Genomic DNA, 18040 nt, shown 5'->3' with positions numbered 1-18040 from the left:
ATTGACCGGAGTTATCCGCTTTTTTCCGGCGCGATATGTCCGCAGGCGGAAAGAGTTCGCAAAGCCCGAGATTTCGGTCAACTTAGCTGTGTTCATGTGATTGCACATAGAGGCGCGTTGATCTAGTGTCGCGCCGCAGCAACCGGCCGAAAAGTCAAAAAACCGACCGGGTTGCATTCCATCCATTCTCATGAACAGAACGACTTGAAAAATGACCGATCAATCCCTGCCTCCGCTTGACCTTTCGCAAGAGTTTGTCGAGGCGGCCACGAAATCGAAAGCGTGGCCGTTCGAAGAAGCGCGAAAACTGGTCAAACGGATCGAGAAACGGGGAACGGACAAACCGGTTCTGTTTGAAACGGGCTATGGCCCGTCCGGCCTGCCGCACATCGGCACCTTCGGCGAAGTTCTGCGCACCACAATGGTGCGCACGGCGTTTCGGCTGCTGACCGAAGACAAGATCCCGACGCGGTTGCTGTGCTTCTCCGACGACATGGACGGCATGCGCAAGATCCCGGAAAACGTGCCGGACCGCGCAGCGCTTGAGCCATATCTGCAGATGCCTCTGACGGCGGTGCCGAACCCCTTCGGCGGCGACTATGAAAGCTTCGCCGAGCACAACAACGCCATGCTGCGCCGGTTCCTGGATACCTTCGGTTTCGATTATGAATTCGCCAGCGCGACCGAATACTACAAGGCCGGCAAGTTCGATGACGTGCTGATCCGGGCGACCGAGAAGTACCAGAAGATCATGGACGTGATGCTGCCGACGCTCGGCGCGGAACGTCAGGCGACCTATTCGCCCTTCCTGCCGATCTCGCCGACGTCCGGCCGCGTGCTCTATGTGCCCATGAAGGACGTCAATTCGAAGGACGGCACCATCACCTTTGCGGACGAGACGGGCGAGGACATCACGCTGCCGGTCACCGGCGGCAAGGTGAAGCTGCAGTGGAAGCCCGACTTCGGCATGCGCTGGGCTGCGCTTGACGTCGATTTCGAGATGTTCGGCAAGGATCATATGACCAATGCGCCGATCTACGACAAGATCTGCAACATCCTGGGCGGGACCGCTCCGGAACACTTTGTCTACGAACTGTTCCTGGACGAAAAGGGCGAGAAGATCTCCAAGTCCAAGGGCAACGGTCTGACCATTGACGAGTGGTTGACCTACGCTGCACCGGAGAGCCTTGCGCTCTACAATTTCCAGAAGCCGAAGACGGCCAAGAAGCTCTATTTCGACGTCATTCCGAAGGCGGTCGACGAATATTACACCTTCGTCCAGAAGTACGAGCAGATGCCGGTCGAGCAGAAGCTTCAGAACCCGGTCTGGCACATCCATTCGGGCAACATTCCGAAGATCGACATGCCGGTGCCCTTTGCCATGCTGCTGAACCTTGTGTCCGCCTCCAACGCGGAAAACAAGGACGTGCTGTGGGCGTTCATCTCCCGCTACGCTCCGGGCGTGACGGCGTCGACCCATCCGGAACTGGATGCGCTTGTCGGCTATGCGATCCGCTACTTCGACGATTTCGTCAAACCGACCAAGTCGTTCAAGGTGCCGGACGATGTCGAGCGCACTGCGCTCGAAAAACTGGACGAAACACTGGCCGCCCTGCCGGCCGATGCGGATGGCGGTGCCATCCAGGATGCGGTGCTGGACGTCGCCCGGTCCATCGAGCGTTATCAGGACCCGTCCAAAAAGGGTCCCGATGGTGGTCCTGGCGTGTCCGTCGTCTGGTTCTCTGCGCTTTACCAGCTTCTGCTCGGGCAGGAAAAGGGACCGCGCTTCGGGTCTTTCGTTGCTCTTTACGGCATTGCCGAAACGCGTGAGATGATCCGCAAGGCACTGGCTGGCGAACTGACAGCCTGATTATCAGACTTCAGGAAAAGCGGCGCACCAGCGCCGCTTTTTTGTTTTCAGCTGTGCTCTCCGGCGGAAGAAGCGCGGTATCAGTCTTTGCCGGCAATAGTTCTGACGCGCTCCGTACTGGCGTCCAGCCCTTCACTGATCAGATCCGAAACACCCAGTTCCTTCAGCTTGACGAGACCGGCGGCAGTCGTTCCTGCGTAGTCGATCATCTCCTGAACATGTTCCGCCGGAGATCTGGTGTCACCGGCGATGATTTGCCCAGCCGACAGGATCAGCTGTTTTGCGGCGCGTTCGGCAATATGCCTGTCGACACCGTTTGACCTTGCATAGTCAACAATGCAGTCGGCGAAGAACGCGGCAAATCCCGGTACCGGACCGGTTATGGCGGTGAAGACCTCGATCTGCTGTTCGTCCTGGACTTCATCACTCGGGCCGCAGGCCGACAACAACGACTGGACGAGGTCCCTGTCTTCCTGCGAAAGCGACGAAGCCGCACACCAGGGGGAGTAGGCCAGCTGCTTGCCCGCCGCTGGGCTCGACATGGCACGAACGACCTTTTCCGAGCCTGTGAGGGTTTTGAGCCTCTCACGTGAGACACCCGCCATGACCGAGAGCACCAGTTTTCCGGGCGCCGAAATGCTGACCGTTTCGACAAGCGCTGGCGGAACCGACAGAAGGATGACATCACAGGCGTCAGCCAGAAGCTGATTGGATGCGGTGAAGGTGATCTCCGGCCAGCTTTCGAAGCGTGCGGCAGTTCCGGATCGATTGGATATCCAGAGCTGGCGAGGTTTGACACAGCCGCTTTCCAGCCAAGCCGTCGCAATGGCGCTGCCGAGTTGCCCGGTTCCACCGATGATACCGACCTTGATTTCTCCAGTCATGAATACTCCAGATCCGGGACTTCCGAACTCCGAAGCCTAATACCAATCAGGAAAAATAAGAAACCGGCGGAACACAATTGAGCAGAGGTCTGTCAGCAAGTCTGCCTGCATCCAGTGGTGTGAATGGCTAGTGCAGCCGTTCATTCAAACGTGCATGGCGATAAAGCTGATAAGGTGCCCAAGCGGGCACCTTATCAGGATTGTCAGCAGGCGTTTCCCGCGAAGTTTATTTGTCTTCGTCGAAGAACTGGACGCCCGCCCTGGTGCCGTCCACCCAGATGATATGGCCAAGGCGCTCCTTGCCATCGCTACGGATGCAAACGGTTTTGCCCGCCTTTGCATCTTTTACGCCCTTCAGGCCGACACCCGTTACGGACACGTTTTCAAGCTCCACGGTCTGGATGGCGCCGTCCAGCAGAACTTCGGCCTTCTTGCCGACGTCCTGTCTTGGCGACTTGCGGGGTTCCGCGTCTTTCAGATCGGTTTCCATGGCGGCGGCAAGTTCCGTCAGGCCATTCAGGACTTCCTTGCTGGCCTTGTCCAGATCGACGAGAGCAGCGAAGGCTTCCGTGGAATTGCCTTGCTCGGCGGCAAGCAGGGCTCTGTGGCCTGCATCATGAACTGCCTTGTGCGGAGTGACCAGGTTGCGGAAGACCGGGTGTGTCTTGATCTTCTCGTTCTTGATGGCGTCGTACCACTTGCCAAGACGGCAATGATGATGGTCGGGCATGCCGGAGGATGCCCAGTCGTCGTGTCCGGTCACTGTGTCGACGACACGCTTCTTGAACAGGACATGATCAATCTTCGCCATCTCCAACAGCGACTTGTCGGAATTGGCGTCGAAGAAGTTTTTGGCCGAGCCGCTGAAACTGTCGTTGCTCTGTTTCAGAACACGCTGCATGGCGCCGAGCTGCTGATCCGTGTTCCGGTTCGATTCAGCGACATTGGCGACGTTGCGAGCGATTTCGTGGCTGGCTTCTTTCTGCTGATGAAGGATGTCCGTAATCTGGGTGACCCGTTCGGAAACATTGCCAACCATCCCGTCGATGGATTGCATGAGTTCATTGGCGGCCGCGATGGCATCCTCGCCATTCTGGATGGCGCCTTCGGAGCTCTGGATGGCTGTCTGGATTGTTTCCATGCCAGCGGTCAGTGCTTCGATCCGCTGCGCGATGTCTTCCGTCGCCTTGCCGGTCTGCGAGGCGAGGGTTTTGACTTCCGAAGCAACGACGGCAAAGCCTTTGCCGGCTTCTCCTGCACGGGCGGCTTCAATGGTGGCATTCAGCGCCAGAAGATTGGTCTGGTCTGCGATGGATTGAATGACCGACAGGAATTCGCCGATCTGCGATGCAGCTTCGCTCAGGTCTGACAGGCTCTGCGCGGTTTGCCGGGACGTTGAGGAAATATCGCCGATGGCACTCGATACGGCCGACATCTTGTCCAGGCCATCCTTGGCGGCGTTGTTTGTTTGAACGGCTTCGTTGGCCGCGCCTTCGCTGTTTTCGGAAATCTGGCCGATGGAGGCGACAAGCTGGTCCGCCGCGGCGGAAATGGACTGGCCGTTCGCATTGGCTTCCTGGGTATTGCGCGACAACAACGCCATCGACATCACGATTTCGTTCAGCTCGCTGATGGTGTTTGCGGTCGTGCGCAGGTTCTCCAGCCCGATCGTATCCCGCATTTCAGCGTCTTCAATGCGGCGCTGTTCCGTTTCGAACGCGCGTTGTGCAAGGATCATGTCCAGAAAGAACCGTGTCACCACGGCCTGCATCTCGGAAACCATGGCCTTTTGCGAGAACCGGTGCTTCTTGACGACGACGGGAAGGATTTCGTTCAACAGCCGTCCAAACGCGGACATCAGCCATTCGGCCTTCAGCCCGATCTTTACGTGAGCTTGACCGATACGCGCAGCCTGTCCGATGAACTCCAGGTCCGGGTCGTGGTTGAAGATATATTCCCAGTGTTTGGTTTGCGCATTTTTGAGAGGAACGGTGTTCTTCTCGTGGGCGCCCATTTTCTGGCGCAACTCTTCGTGCGAAACGAGTTCCTTGTAGAAGCGGTCCAGTATGTCGGGCAGGTGTTTTTGAAGGGAGTTCCATGCCGTCTGAGCGGAAGACGTGTCGCTTCCCGTTGAGGACATGAACTTGATGTACTTCGTGATATTGTCAGTTTCGACAGTGTTCTTGGGGGCAGGTGCGCTCATATTTCTTTGGTCCTCGTCACGGACTGATAATGTTTGAGCCACTTTCCCTTATGGGCGTAAACATTGAACTAATTGTACTGATTGATTTGTCTATGTATTAACCCTATTCGCCGAAGGTATGAGCTGCTTCGAGGCGCTCGCAAGGATTTTTCAGCAGCAGTGAGAGGCGGTCGGTTGACGAGGAGAAACAAAGGCTTGCTTCACGCGAAGCGGTGCCGCTCCAGCCCTACTGCACCGGCCGTTCTACTTGCGGGTAATCCTCGATTGCCATTTGACCGTCCCCCGGCTGTTCCGGTTCGGTCCTCAGGCTCCATTCGACGATTTCCGGGGCAAGTTCCTCAAGGCCTGGCAAGGCAGACGGCACTTCTGTTTCCAGTTCGCTCGTCGGCAACTCGTTCAGCCATTCCGATTGCCACTTGCCGACTTTTCTGTCTCTGGCCTTTTCGGCAAGTTCCATGAAATCGGCAGGTGCGTCCGGCGCCGGATCCGCCCAGCCATAGCGGACAAGACGCTTGCTGAGGTCCATCGATCCGCGGGTGCAGGTTGCCAGAATCTGTTGCGGTCCGGTCTCCTCGATCTTTTCGCATACCACCTTCAACTGCCGCACCAGTCCTCTCAGGAAAGTGCGCGCCCTGGCACCGCAGGGCCAGGTGCCACCGAGACGGGAAACACAGGTTTCGTCCGATTTCAGCGGAACGATATGGGCAAGCGTTACTGTCAACCGGTCCGACTTGATGCGTCCGCCGTCAAGAACCTGCACGCGCATCAGCTCCAGTGGGCCGTCCGGAACCGGTTCAATCGGCGGATCCTTCAGTTCCAGGTAGCGTTTGGAAGGTTCGATACGTTTGAGGTCACCTTGTACCTGCGGTGCCGATACCCCCTCCGGCGAAACGTTGCGAATGTCGTTCGGCAGCGGCGCAGCTGCAACAACGACGGGTTCACTCTGGGGCTGTGCCGGTTTCTGCGTCTGGGCTTGGGTAGTGGACGACTGCGGTGCGGGCTCGGGCGTCTTTGCCGGCTCGCTTGTTTCCTCGGCGGCGCTGGTGATGCTGCCAGCCGCTACCGGCTCGTCCTGTACGGACGGCGGGTCTGCCAGGAGCAGCCAGGCGAGCAGACCACCTGCGGTGGTCAGCACGATTGCTGGCGTTATGAGAGGCCGAAGCTTCATCAAATGTGTGCTCGCAGGTTATTGGCTCGCCCAGATAATACGGGCAGTCCACTCGATTGCCGAGTGCTGAAAGCGCGCTGACTGTGAATTGTCCCCGATTGTGCAAACCGCCAGGTCTTCGTCGCCTGTCTCCTGCAACGTGTAAAGCGACAACCGGCCACTGTTGAGCTTGATGGCAAGCCTGTCACCGGTGCGAAGGGGGGCGCCGGGAGCAACCACGACGATATCGCCGTTCCTGTAAAGGGGATGGAAGTCTTCGTTGCTGACCTGCAGCGCAAAAGCAGCGCCGATTTGGGGAAAGCTGAGACTTTGCCACGTCGCGCCAGCCGGCCGGCCGGCACTGTCGAAGGCGTTTCGCTCCGAGGCAGCATCCAATCCTGCAAGGGGCACCAAAGCTGGCGCAGCGTCGGTTGGCCCGCCCGGGGTTTCGACCCTGGCGGCAAACGTGTTCAAGGCTTCGCCGGTGGCGGCCAGCACCTTGGCAAGCGACTCTGTCGATGGCCACCGTGGGCGTCCGTCGCCCGCAACGCGTTTCGACGGGTTGAAAGCGGTCGGATCCAGTCCGGCACGCCGAGCCAGGCCGGACGGCGAAAGCCCGTTCTGCGAGGCGAGGGCATCAATGGCCGCCCAGACCTTTTCATGTGAGAGCACGGCTGCCGTTTCTCCGTATTGGCGCGACAGGAATAAATACCTTTCGCTCATATGGGTTTTCCCGACCAAAATTCAAAAGAAACAGGCTGGAGCCACTTGTGCGGCTTGTTCGCTACGGTTCGGATGAGTAGTGTCCCGACCGGCTGAGCATGCGCCGGGCCTTTGCCTGCCATGCCATCCCCGGCAAGAGGCAAGGCAGACAGATGACCCTGATTTTCAAGATCGTCCCGAAATCCATGTGGCAAGAGGCAACCGACCAAGGCGTCTTCAAGGGCGCGCCGGTGGACCTTCAGGACGGCTTCATTCATTTTTCCGCCGAGGATCAGGTCCGGGAAACCGCTGCAAAACATTTCGCGGGCCAGCAGGATCTGTTGCTGGCCGCCTTTGATGCTGATGGGTTTGGCGACTTGTTGAAATGGGAAACTTCCCGGGGCGGGGCCCTGTTTCCCCATCTCTATGGCTCGCTGGACCCGAAGGTCGCACTCTGGGTGAAGGAACTGCCGCTTTCACCGGACGGGTCACATGACTTTCCGGAGCTGGATCAATGATACCGCCTTTCCTTGAAAACGTTGCGCTGAGAGGCCTGCAGTGCCTGGACGCCGAAACCGCGCACCGTGCGACTGTTGTGGCTTTGAAATCCGGTCTGATGCCGCCGCGCCGGAAGGTGTCTGACCCGCGCCTTGCAGTGAAGCTCTGGGATCTGACCTTTCCCAATCCGCTCGGGATGGCTGCAGGGTTCGACAAGAACGGCGAAGTGCCCGATGCGCTGCTGAAGCTGGGGTTCGGATATACCGAGGCAGGGTCGGTCACCCCGAAGCCGCAGCCCGGCAATCCGCGGCCGAGGGTGTTCCGCTTGCCCGCAGACGAAGGCGTGATCAACCGCTATGGATTCAACAACGAAGGCCACGCAGCCTTGCGACAGCGGCTTGAAGCCCGCCGGCGGTTGACAGGAATTGTCGGCATCAATGTTGGCGCCAACAAGGATGCAACCGACCGGATTGCCGACTACGTCGCCGGTATCACCGCGTTCGCCGATATGGCGTCTTATTTCACCGTCAATATTTCTTCGCCCAACACACCGGGACTGCGCGACCTGCAGGCCCGGTCCGCACTTGCCGATCTGCTGACTGCCGTGATCACGGCACGGGACGAGTGCACGCAGACGTTTGGGCGCAAGGTTCCTGTGCTCTTGAAGATCGCGCCGGACGTTGCTGATGAGGACCTGCAGGATATTGTCGAGGAAGTACTCGCCAAGAGCGTCGACGGCCTGATCGTCTCCAACACGACGATCGGACGAGACGGCCTGAGCGGCAAGGGGCCGGCACAAGAAACCGGAGGCTTGTCGGGCAAGCCCCTGTTCCGGAAATCGACCATCATGCTGGCGCGCGCACGCAAGCTGGCCGGACCGGATCTACCGATCATCGGTGTCGGCGGTATCGACAGTGCGGAAACCGCCTGGACCAAGATCACGGCGGGGGCGGACCTGTTGCAGCTCTATTCTGCCCTTGTGTTCAAGGGTGCGGGGCTGATTGACGAGATCCTGAGCGGCCTTTCTGCAAAACTGGACCAGCACGGGATTGCGTCGCTGCGCGACGCGCGGGATGCCAATGTCGATGCCTGGGCATCGGAAACGGCCTAGATACAGCTGTTCTTATGCGTTGCCGAACGTCTCGGCTGCCCGCTTTCTGCAGGCGGCCAGCAATGTCAGGCCACGCGTTCCGAAGAACAGCAGGAAGGCGAGCCAAAGACCGTGGTTCCCCAGGATAGGAAACAGAAGGTAATAGGCAGCCAGGTAAACGACGAGCGACAACAGCATCATGTTGCGCATGGTCGATGACCACGTAGCGCCGATAAAGACCCCGTCCATCTGGAATGCCAGCACTCCGAAGACCGGGGTCAGTATCGCCCACACAAGATAGGTCGAAGTTACCTGGCGGACATCTTCTGCCGTTGTCATGAAATCGATCATGTACTGCCCGAAAAACCAGAACAGCGTCGACAGGATCCCCGCCAGGGCGAAGCTCCACAGTGCTGTCAGTTTCAATGCGCGGTCGAAGGCGGGCCGGTATCTTGCCCCGACCGCCCGGCCGGCAAGCTGTTCCGCCGCGGTCGCCAGGCCATCCAGAAAGAATGCAGCCAGCATGATGAACTTCTCAAGCAGAGCGTTTGCGGCCAACACGGTATCACCCTGGTCTGCCGAACGCGCCGTGAAAAACGCGAAGGCGAAGAGAAGGGTGAAGGAGCGGATCATGATGTCCCTGTTGACGGCCATCATCCGCACCAGCAGGCGGCGGTCGAAAATCACCTGAAGAGCCGGCCAGGACGTCTTGCCGGTGGTGAAGACGACCAGGCAGACGCCCAGTGCCGTTGCCGCGATTTCACTCAGGACAGTTGCCAGCGCGACACCTTCCACGCTCCAGCCGAAACCGATGACGAACCAGACACTGAGGCCGATGTTGAGCCCGTTCAGAACGAGCTGAAGCACCAGCCCTGTTCCTGCGCGCCCGAGGCCGATGAACCAGCCGAGCATGGCATAGTTGGCAAGGAGAAAAGGGGCACTGTAGACGCGGATGTCAAAGTAGCGGCTCGTTGCGGCCTGCACATCCGCACTGCCCCCCAGGAACCAGAGCCCGATTTCTCGCAAGGGGGCTTGCAAGAGGATGACCAGCAGACCGCCGATGGCCGCAATCACGAAGGCGCGCAGCAGTGTTGCCCTGACTTCTTCTTCGTTCTGGGCGCCGAAAGCCTGGGCTGTCAGGCCTGTCGTCCCGGACCTCAAGAAGTTGAAGGTCGTGAACACCAGGTCGAAGATGATCCCGCCTATGGCAATCCCGCCAAGCAGAGCCGGGTCGCCAAGGCGGCCGATCACGGCCATGTCGACGATGCCGAGCAGGGGCGTCGACAGATAGGCGAGTGTCATCGGAATGGCGATGGCAAGAACAGTGCGGTGGGTAACCGCAAACGCCAGTTTCGGCCGCTCGCCGGTTGCTGAAAGTTGGGACATCGATGGCTCGCTTCGAGAGGAAGACCTTCATGTCTGCCTTGCCTCGGCACGTCAATTCATTTCGGCACATACCGGGTATTCACGGACATGGCTGCCGAATTTGCACTGAGCCGTAAAATTCGGATCTGCTGTGTCGTTCAAAGGGGTGCCCGTAGCGCCGGCGCGCCTTATATTGCGCACAGATGACCCTGCCTATCGTTCACCATCCGGCCTACTGCGCCGATCTTCCCGCCAATCACCGGTTCCCGATGGACAAGTTCCGTGCCGTTGCCGAGTTGATACGGCAGGAAGGGCTTCTCGGCGACAGCGCCTTTTTCAGGCCTCGTCCCGCCCCCTTCGAGTGGGTCGCACTCGCACATGATCTTGCCTATGTGGATCAGGTCTTCAATGCCCGGGTGCCGGAAAAGGTGGCGCGGGAAATCGGTTTTCCGATGCGCGAGGACATCGCCCTGCGGGCGCGCTGTGCAACGGGCGGGACCGTGTTGACGGGATATCTGGCACTGGAACACGGCATTGCCTGCAACACCGCCGGCGGCAGTCATCATGCCCGCCGTGCACACGGAGCCGGGTTCTGCGTCTTCAACGACGTCGCAGTTGCCATCAAGGTGTTGCAGGCGGACGGCGCCATCCGCAAGGCGCTGGTGGTCGACCTGGACGTGCATCAGGGAGACGGCACCGCGGACATCTTTCAGGGCGACCCGGATGTCTTCACTTTCTCGCTTCACTCGGAAAAGAACTACCCCGTGCGCAAGGTCCCCTCCCATCTCGATATAGGTCTTGCCGATGGGACGAGTGACGAAGTCTATCTTGCTGTTCTGGAAGAGGTTCTGCCTGATCTGCTGCGCCAGGGGCCCTGGGACATCGTTTTCTTCAATGCCGGCGTCGATCCCTATGCCGGTGATCGTCTCGGCAGACTGTCGCTGTCACGCGACGGTCTTTGCAGGCGTGACCGCTATGTCATCGAAACGGTGCGAAAGGCGGGCGTGCCGCTGGCAGGAGTTCTGGGTGGAGGCTATTCGACGGATATCGACGAATTGGCCGATCGCCATGTGACACTGCATCGAACAGCCAAGGCTGTGATGGCTGAAGATTTCACTACGGTTGCCGCGCATGAACAGGTGGCCGGCTAAAGCCAGCCGGTTCATACCAGGATATCGGACACCTGCAGGGAGACCGATGTCGAACCGGTTGCGGTCGAAACCCCGTCCGTACCCGCAGGGCTCGCGGTGGAAGCCGGGTCTGGCTGCGCGCTGAAATTTGAGGCCCTCAGTGCCTTGACGCCGTCCTTGAGATCGGCACGGACGTCTTTCAGATCTTTTTTTGTGTCGCGCTCATCGCGTTTGAGCAGGCGTTCTATCTGTTGGGCAAGAAATTTGATGTCCTCAGCCATCTTGGCGAGGGCTTCCTTGTCGCCCTGCAGCCCTGACCTGCGGCTTGCGGCGAGTGCCTTGTTCGTTTCCTGTTGCTGTTCTGTGTAGGTCAGGACAGCCGCTTTCAGGTCTTCCCGCCAGCTGTCCGGTTCCTGTGCGCCTGCGGAAGAACCATCCTGCTCCGCTCCGGTCTGAGCCTGACCCGTCGCCTGGATCTCCGGTCCCGAAGTCGCGGCACCCGTTTCAGATCCGGATACCGGAATTTGTGTCTCGGGACTGCTCGCTGCTGCAGACACCGTCTCGACCAATGCGGAGGTTGCATTAACCTGCGTCCCGGCACCGGTTATGATATCTGCTGTGGCGGCGATGTTTGAAGCGCCTGAAAGAACACCCGTGCCGACGCCTCCACCGCTCAAGCCCTGACCTGCCGACTTGAGGTCCTGGGAGGCGGACTTGAACTCCTTGGAGATCTGTTTCAGCTCCTTGAGCAGACGCTTGGCCTGCTCCGGCGTTGCGAACCGCAGCATTTCCTTGAGCCGTTCGATGCGCTTCTGGACCATCTCGATCTTTTGCCTGCGCATCGCATCCTTGTTGTTCTCAACCGACCGGGCGAGGCCGTCGCTGAGCTCAACAGAATCCTTGTAGGTTTCGAAGAGGGATTTTGCCTTGTCCTCGTCGTCGGCCGAACCGTTGGCCCCCAGAAACGTGGTGAGCGTTTGTGCGGCAGCAAGCGAACCTGAGCGATTGCCCGCACCAGAACCCGCGCGGGCGTAGGCCTGGTAGGAGGCAGCAAATTTCGACGTTGCGATGGCGGACATGCAAGGGCCCCTTAAGGCTCGGGGAGGTTCCGCCAGTTTCAGTTAATTATGATTAAGAAAGGGTTAATTTCCCGCAAGGGTTGCGTGCTTGCCTTAAGTGACAAACGCAGGCCTCTGCCGGGACTAGCGGTTTCGCCCCATGGCCAGAATGCGAGTAACCAGCCAGATCGGGACAACCACCATTGCACCGATGACCAGATACTTGCCCAGGCGTCCAAGGGCGTTGAAACCCATGTTCCACAGGCGTTCGACAAAATCGATCGACATGGTGATCAGGTCGAGCGGGTCGAGGTTCAGCGCGGAGAGGATAATGCCGACAACAAAGGACAGGAACACAAGCCGCAAAAGCACCTGGGCTGGTGAACCTCCCAGAAATCGGCTCAGGCCGGTGTCGGACATATGTGTCTCCTGCATGACGTTGCTTACCATTCCTGGCCAGAAGTTAGGAATATTCGGTGTCGATTACAATGAGGCCTGGCAAGCACGGCGGCAACTCCAGTTCGTGCGAAGGCCGTTTGTAAAATTTCTTATTAATTAAGTTTGGTGTCGTAATTCGTAAAGTTCTGTTCGCTTCCTGCCAAAGACGCAGCGGCCCTGTTGGCGTATTAAACTTTCAGGAATGTGCATCTAGATTGTTTGCGGCCACCCACAACCGCGACGATCTGCCTTCCTCTACCTGCGGTGAAAGACAGCCGCCGGACCGGCACAAGTGCTGAACCGGCAAAAAAGCGCGCACACTGCAGGATGGGCCAGCCGCCATCGACCCGTCCTGTTCTTCATGCTAATGAAAGAGCAGCCGAAAGCGGTATTGGCGGGTTCAGTCGAGTGTTCTCGACGGAACCGCCGGCAACAAGAATGATCTCTGGCACGGTGGTGACAAGCCCGTAACCGCCGTGCCGCAATTCCCAAACCATCACAGCTTCGCGGTGACCAAGCCCTGTCCAGGGCTGGAAACGAAATCATTTTGTGGCAGCGGATTGCCGAACAGCGGAGGGCGTCGCCACCGTGACCTTGGAGCGCTGCATCGGTTGCTTGCGCCCCGTCGTGGAATTAGCAGCAGCAGGAGATCTGGAGCGGGGTGCATCCCGAACCTTCTTGGGGGAGACGCCAAACCATGTCTTCACGGCGCGCGAAAAGGTGCTCAGTTCCGAAAAGCCGAGGAGATAGGCGATCTCCTTCATCGGAAGGTCCGTTCCCAGAAGATATCGTTCGGCTGCGGAACGCCGAACTTCCTCGCTTAGCTGACGGAAGCTGGTGCCTTCCTTTTCCAGAAGCCTCTGCACCGCCCTCTGTGACATGCCAAGTTTCGCTGAAATGAGCGGCAGGGTGCATGTCCCGGTCGACAGACTGGCGGAAACTTCATTGGCAATGCGCGACAGCGGAGATTCAAACTGGCCGAACCTTTCCAGTTCCGAATTCGCAGACGTCAGGATGATCTCGTAAAGGTGGGCGTCGTGGCGCCGGAGCGGGCGGGAGAGCAACGTTTTCGGAAACGAAATCCTGTTGCGGGTCGCGCCGAACTTGATCCGGCCCTGATATTTCTTCTGAAAATTGGACGTGCAATTTGGTTGTGAGGTCGCGAGCTCGATAAGGATTGGCGGCGCTTTCATGTCGAGTGCATGTTCAATCTGCTGGGTCGCCCAGCCGATGCGTCCGAACACGTTCTGTCGCCATTCACCGCGTCCTTCAAGGATAGGCCATTCCACGAAGCCGCCGGTCTCGTCTTCCTCGAAAATCACCCGATAGGCATTGGTTCTGATCGGACTGAACTTCGCCCAGGCCTGACAGGCCTCCCGAAGTGACGGAGCGCAGGCAAACAGATAGTCGAAGATTGAAAAGCAGCCGATGTCGATCGTGTTGAACAGATCGAACATGACGGCGTCATCGCCCAGGACATCGGCGATATGTTCAAAAACGGCATGCCAGGCGGCTATCGGCACGGTACCTTGCGGGTCGTCCAGGCTTGCGAGATCGAATTCGTAGTCCCTGGCCATTTGAGGCCAGTCCAGATTGGCGTTCGAACAAATGTCGCGCAGAACGCGGAAGACATCGGAGCGTGCCCATTCGCCATCTAGCGGCATTCGTATCTCCAGCCTGCCCATGCCCAATTCCAAGCAGAACTGTGCATGACAAGTCATGCCGGATCAAGTTTTGTCGTAAAATGCTAACACTTGACGAACACGGAAGGTCGATGCCGCCCCCGTCCGGAAGCGGCATCGGTTGTCGATCAGGCTGCGTCCTTGACCTTCGCTTCGGCTTTCGGCGGGAATTTGCCGTAGAACGTCTCGTTTTCCTTGGCCATATCCTTCAGCAGCTTGTTCGGCTTGAAGCGCGGTCCCCACTTGCGGGTGAACTTCTTGCACAAGTCGACAAAGGCCGGTGTACCCATCATGTCGATATAGCTGAGCGTACCGCCGGTATAGGGTGCGAAGCCGAAACCAAGGATGGAGCCGACATCGGCTTCACGCACATCCGTCAGGCACTTTTCCTCGAAGATGCGGGCGGTTTCGAGCGCCTGCATCACCAGGAGACGCTGCTTGAGTTCTTCGATGTTGAAGCTCTCCGCGGGCTTCGGCTGACCGGTGACTTCCGGAATGCCGGGCCACAGGCTCTTGTCCTTGCCCTTGTAGTCGTAGAAGCCCTTGCCGTTCTTGCGGCCGAAACGTTCCTGCTTCACCACCATCTCTTCCAGGATGTTGTCGAGCGGGCCTTCGACGTATTTGACGCCGAGGTCCTTGCGAGTTGCAGAGACGATCTTCCAGGCAAGATCCAGCGCCACTTCATCGCCAAGCGACAACGGTCCGACCGGCATGCCAGCCATCTTGCCGGCATTTTCGATCATGGCCGCTGGAACGCCGTCCGCCAGCATCATCAGGCCTTCGCGGATATAGGTCATGACGACGCGCGAGGTGTAGAAGCCGCGGCTGTCATTGACGACGATCGGGGTCTTCTTGATGGCCTTGATATAGTCGAGCGCCATGGCAAGCGCGCGATCGGAGGTGCGTTTGCCGAGGATCACTTCCACCAGCATCATCTTGTCGACGGGCGAGAAGAAATGGATGCCGATGAAGTTCTTCGGCCGCTTGGACGCCTGCGCCAGAGAGGTGATCGGCAGGGTCGAGGTGTTGGAAGCATAGATGGCACGAGACTTCATCACCGCCTCGGCTCTCTCCGTCACCGCCTTCTTGATCTCACGATCTTCGAAGACGGCTTCGATCACCAGATCGCAATCTGCCAGGGCTTCATAATCGACGGTGGCGGTGATCTTCGACAGCAGCTTTTCCTTCTGCTCCTCGCTCGCCCGGCCACGCTTGATCGCCTTGGTGATCAGCTCTTCGGAATGAGCCTTGCCCTTGTCGGCGGCTTCCTGGTCGCGGTCGATCAGCACGACGTCGATGCCCGCCTGTGCCGTGACATAGGCAATGCCTGCACCCATGAAGCCTGCGCCGAGAATGCCGATCTTGCGGATCTTGTTTGGACGCTGATCCACCGGGCGGCGAGCCAGCTTGTTCAGCTCCTGCATGGAGACGAACAGCGAGCGGATCATGTTGGCGGCTTCCGGGGCCTGCAGCACCTTGGCGAAGTAGCGGCTTTCCACCTGAAGCGCGAGATCCATCGGCAGCTGCAGACCTTCGACGACGGAGCGCAGCAGGTAGCGGGCACCCGGATAGTTGTCATAGGTCTCGCGGCGGTAGATCGCATTGGCGGCCGGCCAGAACTGGAAACCGGCAGGGGAATAGACCTTGCCGTTTGGCAGCTTGTAACCCTTCTTGTCCCAGTCCTTGACCGGGTCGAGGCCTGCCTTCAGCATCTTCTTGGCGGCGGCGACCAGTTTCTTGGTCGGGGCGACTTCATCCACCAGTTTCATCTGTTTGGCCTGGGGTGCCCGCAGGGTGCGGCCCTGGAGCAGGAATTGCATGCCCTGCTGTCCGTCCGTCATGCGCATGACACGCTGGGTGCCGCCGGCGCCCGGAAAGAGGCCTACCTTGACTTCCGGCAGACCCATTTTCAGGCCTTCGTCAACGACGCGGCCATGACAGGCCAGCGCCAGTTCGGTACCGCCGCCCATGCAGGTGCCGGCAACGGCGGCGACGAAGGGTTTGCCGCAGGTTTCCAGCTTGCGGTAGACCTGAGACAGCTTGCGCGATCCTTCGAACAGAGCCTTGGCCGCAGCTTCCGCGTCGTTACCGCGCTTGATGTGGAAGTCCTTCAGAAGCCCTTCCAGCATGGTCAGGTCGGCACCACCGGAAAAGGCGGACTTGCCGGACGTGATCACGGCCCCCTTGATGGCGTCGTCACTTGCCACCTGGTCGACAATCGCATCCAGCTCGTCCATGACCGACAGATCGATGACGTTCATCGATTTTTCCGGCATGTCCCAGGTGATCAGGGCAAAACCGTCCTCATCGGTTTCAACGGTGAAATTCTTGTAGCTCATTTGATGGTCCTCCTCGGGTCAGGCGCCGGTCGACTGCAGATGGGCGCGCTGTTGCGCAGCCGTCTTCGTGCCGTCGACGACAACGTCGCCGGTGTGTTTGGTCTCTGCGGGTTCGAACAGCATCACCCAGCATTCGTCTTCTGCGAGCGGATTGTGCTCGACGCCCTTGGGCACGACGTGCATGTCGCCGGCGTTCAGGACGACATCGTCCCGGTCGCGGTAGCGGATGGTGAGGCTGCCCTTGATGATGAAGAAGAGCTCGTCCTCGTCCTGGTGGTCGTGCCAGACGAACTCGCCTTTCAGCTTCGCAAGCTTGACGCTCTGGTCGTTGACGTCGGCCACCACACGCGGAGACCAGTAGTCAGTGATCTGGGCGAATTCCCTGTCGATGTTGCTGATCATGATCAGACCCGCTCGATGATGGTCGCTGTTCCCATGCCCGCGCCGATACACAGCGTGACGAGGGCGGTGTTGAGATCGCGGCGTTCCAGTTCGTCGAGCACGGTGCCAAGGATCATGGCGCCGGTGGCGCCGAGAGGATGGCCCATGGCAATCGCACCGCCGTTGACGTTGACCGTTGCCGGATCAAGATCGAAGGCTTGCTGGTAACGCAGGACGACGGAGGCAAAGGCTTCGTTGATCTCGATGAGATCAATGTCCTTGATGTCCATCTTGGCGTTTTTCAGAAGCTTTTCGGTAACATCCACCGGGCCGGTCAACATCAGGGCCGGTTCGGAACCGATATTGGCGAAAGCCTTGATGCGGGCACGCGGCTTCAGGCCGGAGGAACGGCCTGCGGTGCTGGAACCGATCAGAACGGCGGCAGCTCCATCGACAATGCCGGAGGAGTTGCCGGCGTGGTGCACATGGCTGATCTTTTCGATTTCCGGATGGGCCTGGATGCCGACCGCATCGAAACCGCCCATGTTGCCCATCATTTCGAAGGAGGGGTTGAGCGAGGCGAGCGACTGCATGTCGGTTTCCGGCCGCATGTGCTCGTCCCGGTCAAGAATGGTGATGCCGTTGACGTCCTTCACGGGCACGACGGATCCGGAGAACCGGCCATCTTCCCAGGACTTGCCGGCGCGCTTCTGGCTTTCCACCGCATATGCATCGCAGTCATCGCGCGAAAAACCGTATTTGGTGGCAATCAGATCAGCCGAGACGCCCTGGGGCATGAAATAGGAGGGGATGGCCACCTGCGGCTCGATCGGCCAGGCACCGCCGGAAGCGCCAAGGCCGACACGGCTCATGCTTTCCACGCCGCCGGCGATTACCAGCTTGTGCTGGCCTGCCATGACCTGGGCCGAAGCCATGTTGACCGCGTCGAGACCGGAGGCGCAGAAGCGATTGATCTGCATGCCCGGAACCGACTTGTCGTAACCGGCCGCAAACACCGCCGCACGGGCAATGTCGCCTCCGGCTTCCCCGACCGGGTCGACACAGCCCAGGACGACGTCGTCCACCCGGGTCGTGTCAAGACCGTTCCGGTCGCGGATCGCTTCCAGCGCGGTGGCCGCAAGCCGGACGGCGGGCACTTCGTGCAGCGAACCGTCCTTCTTGCCGCGTCCGCGCGGCGTGCGCACGTGGTCGTAGATATAGGCTTCGGGCATCAGATCCTCCTCTAGATCGGA

Annotated in this window: 15 protein-coding genes; 4 read left to right on the top strand and 11 right to left on the bottom strand. The window is 59.2% G+C overall.

The features are described 5' to 3' along the window. Positions 1–211: 211 nt before the first annotated feature. The gene (locus HCG46_RS09835; protein WP_055658110.1) at positions 212–1870 is read left to right on the top strand and encodes a lysine--tRNA ligase; all 1659 of its coding nucleotides are present in this window, start codon (positions 212–214) and stop codon (positions 1868–1870) included. Between the two features lie 80 nt (positions 1871–1950). On the opposite strand, the gene HCG46_RS09830 is transcribed toward HCG46_RS09835, so the two are convergent. The 4 genes from HCG46_RS09830 to HCG46_RS09815 all read right to left on the bottom strand — a co-directional run bounded on the left by HCG46_RS09830 (position 1951) and on the right by HCG46_RS09815 (position 6827). Continuing rightward, positions 1951–2754 (bottom strand): pyrroline-5-carboxylate reductase dimerization domain-containing protein, encoded by an 804-nt coding sequence (locus HCG46_RS09830; protein ID WP_168686019.1) that lies wholly within the window; start codon positions 2752–2754, stop codon positions 1951–1953. A gap of 226 nt (positions 2755–2980) precedes the next feature. Next, positions 2981–4957 carry a methyl-accepting chemotaxis protein gene (locus HCG46_RS09825; RefSeq protein ID WP_168686017.1) on the bottom strand — a complete coding sequence of 659 codons (1977 nt, stop codon included), beginning with the start codon at positions 4955–4957 and terminating at the stop codon, positions 2981–2983. Positions 4958–5183: 226 nt separating this feature from the next. Then, on the bottom strand, positions 5184–6125 hold the full coding sequence (locus HCG46_RS09820) for a thermonuclease family protein (protein ID WP_168686015.1): 942 nt from the start codon (positions 6123–6125) through the stop codon (positions 5184–5186). 18 nt (positions 6126–6143) lie between these two features. Further along, positions 6144–6827, bottom strand: a complete 684-nt coding sequence (locus HCG46_RS09815; protein WP_168686013.1) for a helix-turn-helix transcriptional regulator — start codon at positions 6825–6827, stop codon at positions 6144–6146. A gap of 152 nt (positions 6828–6979) precedes the next feature. On the opposite strand from HCG46_RS09815, the gene HCG46_RS09810 reads away from it, so the two are divergent. Together HCG46_RS09810 and HCG46_RS09805 are read left to right on the top strand one after the other, a co-directional pair. Next, a complete protein-coding gene (locus HCG46_RS09810) occupies positions 6980–7324 on the top strand; it encodes a DUF952 domain-containing protein (RefSeq protein ID WP_031269651.1) in 345 nt (114 codons plus the stop codon). Then, positions 7321–8415 (top strand): quinone-dependent dihydroorotate dehydrogenase, encoded by a 1095-nt coding sequence (locus tag HCG46_RS09805; RefSeq protein ID WP_168686009.1) that lies wholly within the window; start codon positions 7321–7323, stop codon positions 8413–8415. The genes HCG46_RS09810 and HCG46_RS09805 overlap by 4 nt, the downstream gene beginning before the upstream one ends. 12 nt (positions 8416–8427) lie before the next feature. On the opposite strand, the gene HCG46_RS09800 is transcribed toward HCG46_RS09805, so the two are convergent. Then, the gene (locus HCG46_RS09800) at positions 8428–9780 is read right to left on the bottom strand and encodes an MATE family efflux transporter (RefSeq protein WP_168686007.1); all 1353 of its coding nucleotides are present in this window, start codon (positions 9778–9780) and stop codon (positions 8428–8430) included. 182 nt (positions 9781–9962) lie between these two features. On the opposite strand from HCG46_RS09800, the gene HCG46_RS09795 reads away from it, so the two are divergent. Then, entirely contained in the window at positions 9963–10910 is a 948-nt protein-coding gene (locus HCG46_RS09795) for a histone deacetylase (protein WP_168686004.1), read from the top strand. An 11-nt stretch (positions 10911–10921) separates the two neighbouring features. On the opposite strand, the gene HCG46_RS09790 is transcribed toward HCG46_RS09795, so the two are convergent. From HCG46_RS09790 to HCG46_RS09765, 6 genes are all read right to left on the bottom strand, one after another. Continuing rightward, positions 10922–11968, bottom strand: coding sequence for a hypothetical protein (locus HCG46_RS09790; RefSeq protein WP_168686002.1), 1047 nt, complete (start codon positions 11966–11968; stop codon positions 10922–10924). A 123-nt stretch (positions 11969–12091) separates the two neighbouring features. Next, on the bottom strand, positions 12092–12367 hold the full coding sequence (locus HCG46_RS09785) for a DUF6460 domain-containing protein (RefSeq protein WP_031269649.1): 276 nt from the start codon (positions 12365–12367) through the stop codon (positions 12092–12094). A 560-nt stretch (positions 12368–12927) separates the two neighbouring features. Beyond that, complete coding sequence (locus tag HCG46_RS09780; protein ID WP_168686000.1) at positions 12928–14049, bottom strand: AraC family transcriptional regulator; 1122 nt, start codon at positions 14047–14049, stop codon at positions 12928–12930. 146 nt (positions 14050–14195) lie between these two features. Further along, positions 14196–16406 (bottom strand): 3-hydroxyacyl-CoA dehydrogenase NAD-binding domain-containing protein, encoded by a 2211-nt coding sequence (locus tag HCG46_RS09775; protein WP_168685998.1) that lies wholly within the window; start codon positions 16404–16406, stop codon positions 14196–14198. 18 nt (positions 16407–16424) lie between these two features. After that, entirely contained in the window at positions 16425–16808 is a 384-nt protein-coding gene (locus HCG46_RS09770) for a cupin domain-containing protein (RefSeq protein ID WP_023001781.1), read from the bottom strand. 2 nt (positions 16809–16810) lie between these two features. After that, positions 16811–18019, bottom strand: coding sequence for an acetyl-CoA C-acetyltransferase (locus HCG46_RS09765; protein WP_168685996.1), 1209 nt, complete (start codon positions 18017–18019; stop codon positions 16811–16813). Between the last annotated feature and the right edge of the window lie 21 nt (positions 18020–18040).

Source organism: Labrenzia sp. PO1, from assembly GCF_012273635.1.
Taxonomy (GTDB): domain Bacteria; phylum Pseudomonadota; class Alphaproteobacteria; order Rhizobiales; family Stappiaceae; genus Roseibium; species Roseibium algicola.
Note: the sequence above shows the minus strand (reverse complement) of the source record. Positions and strands in the feature narration are given on the sequence as shown.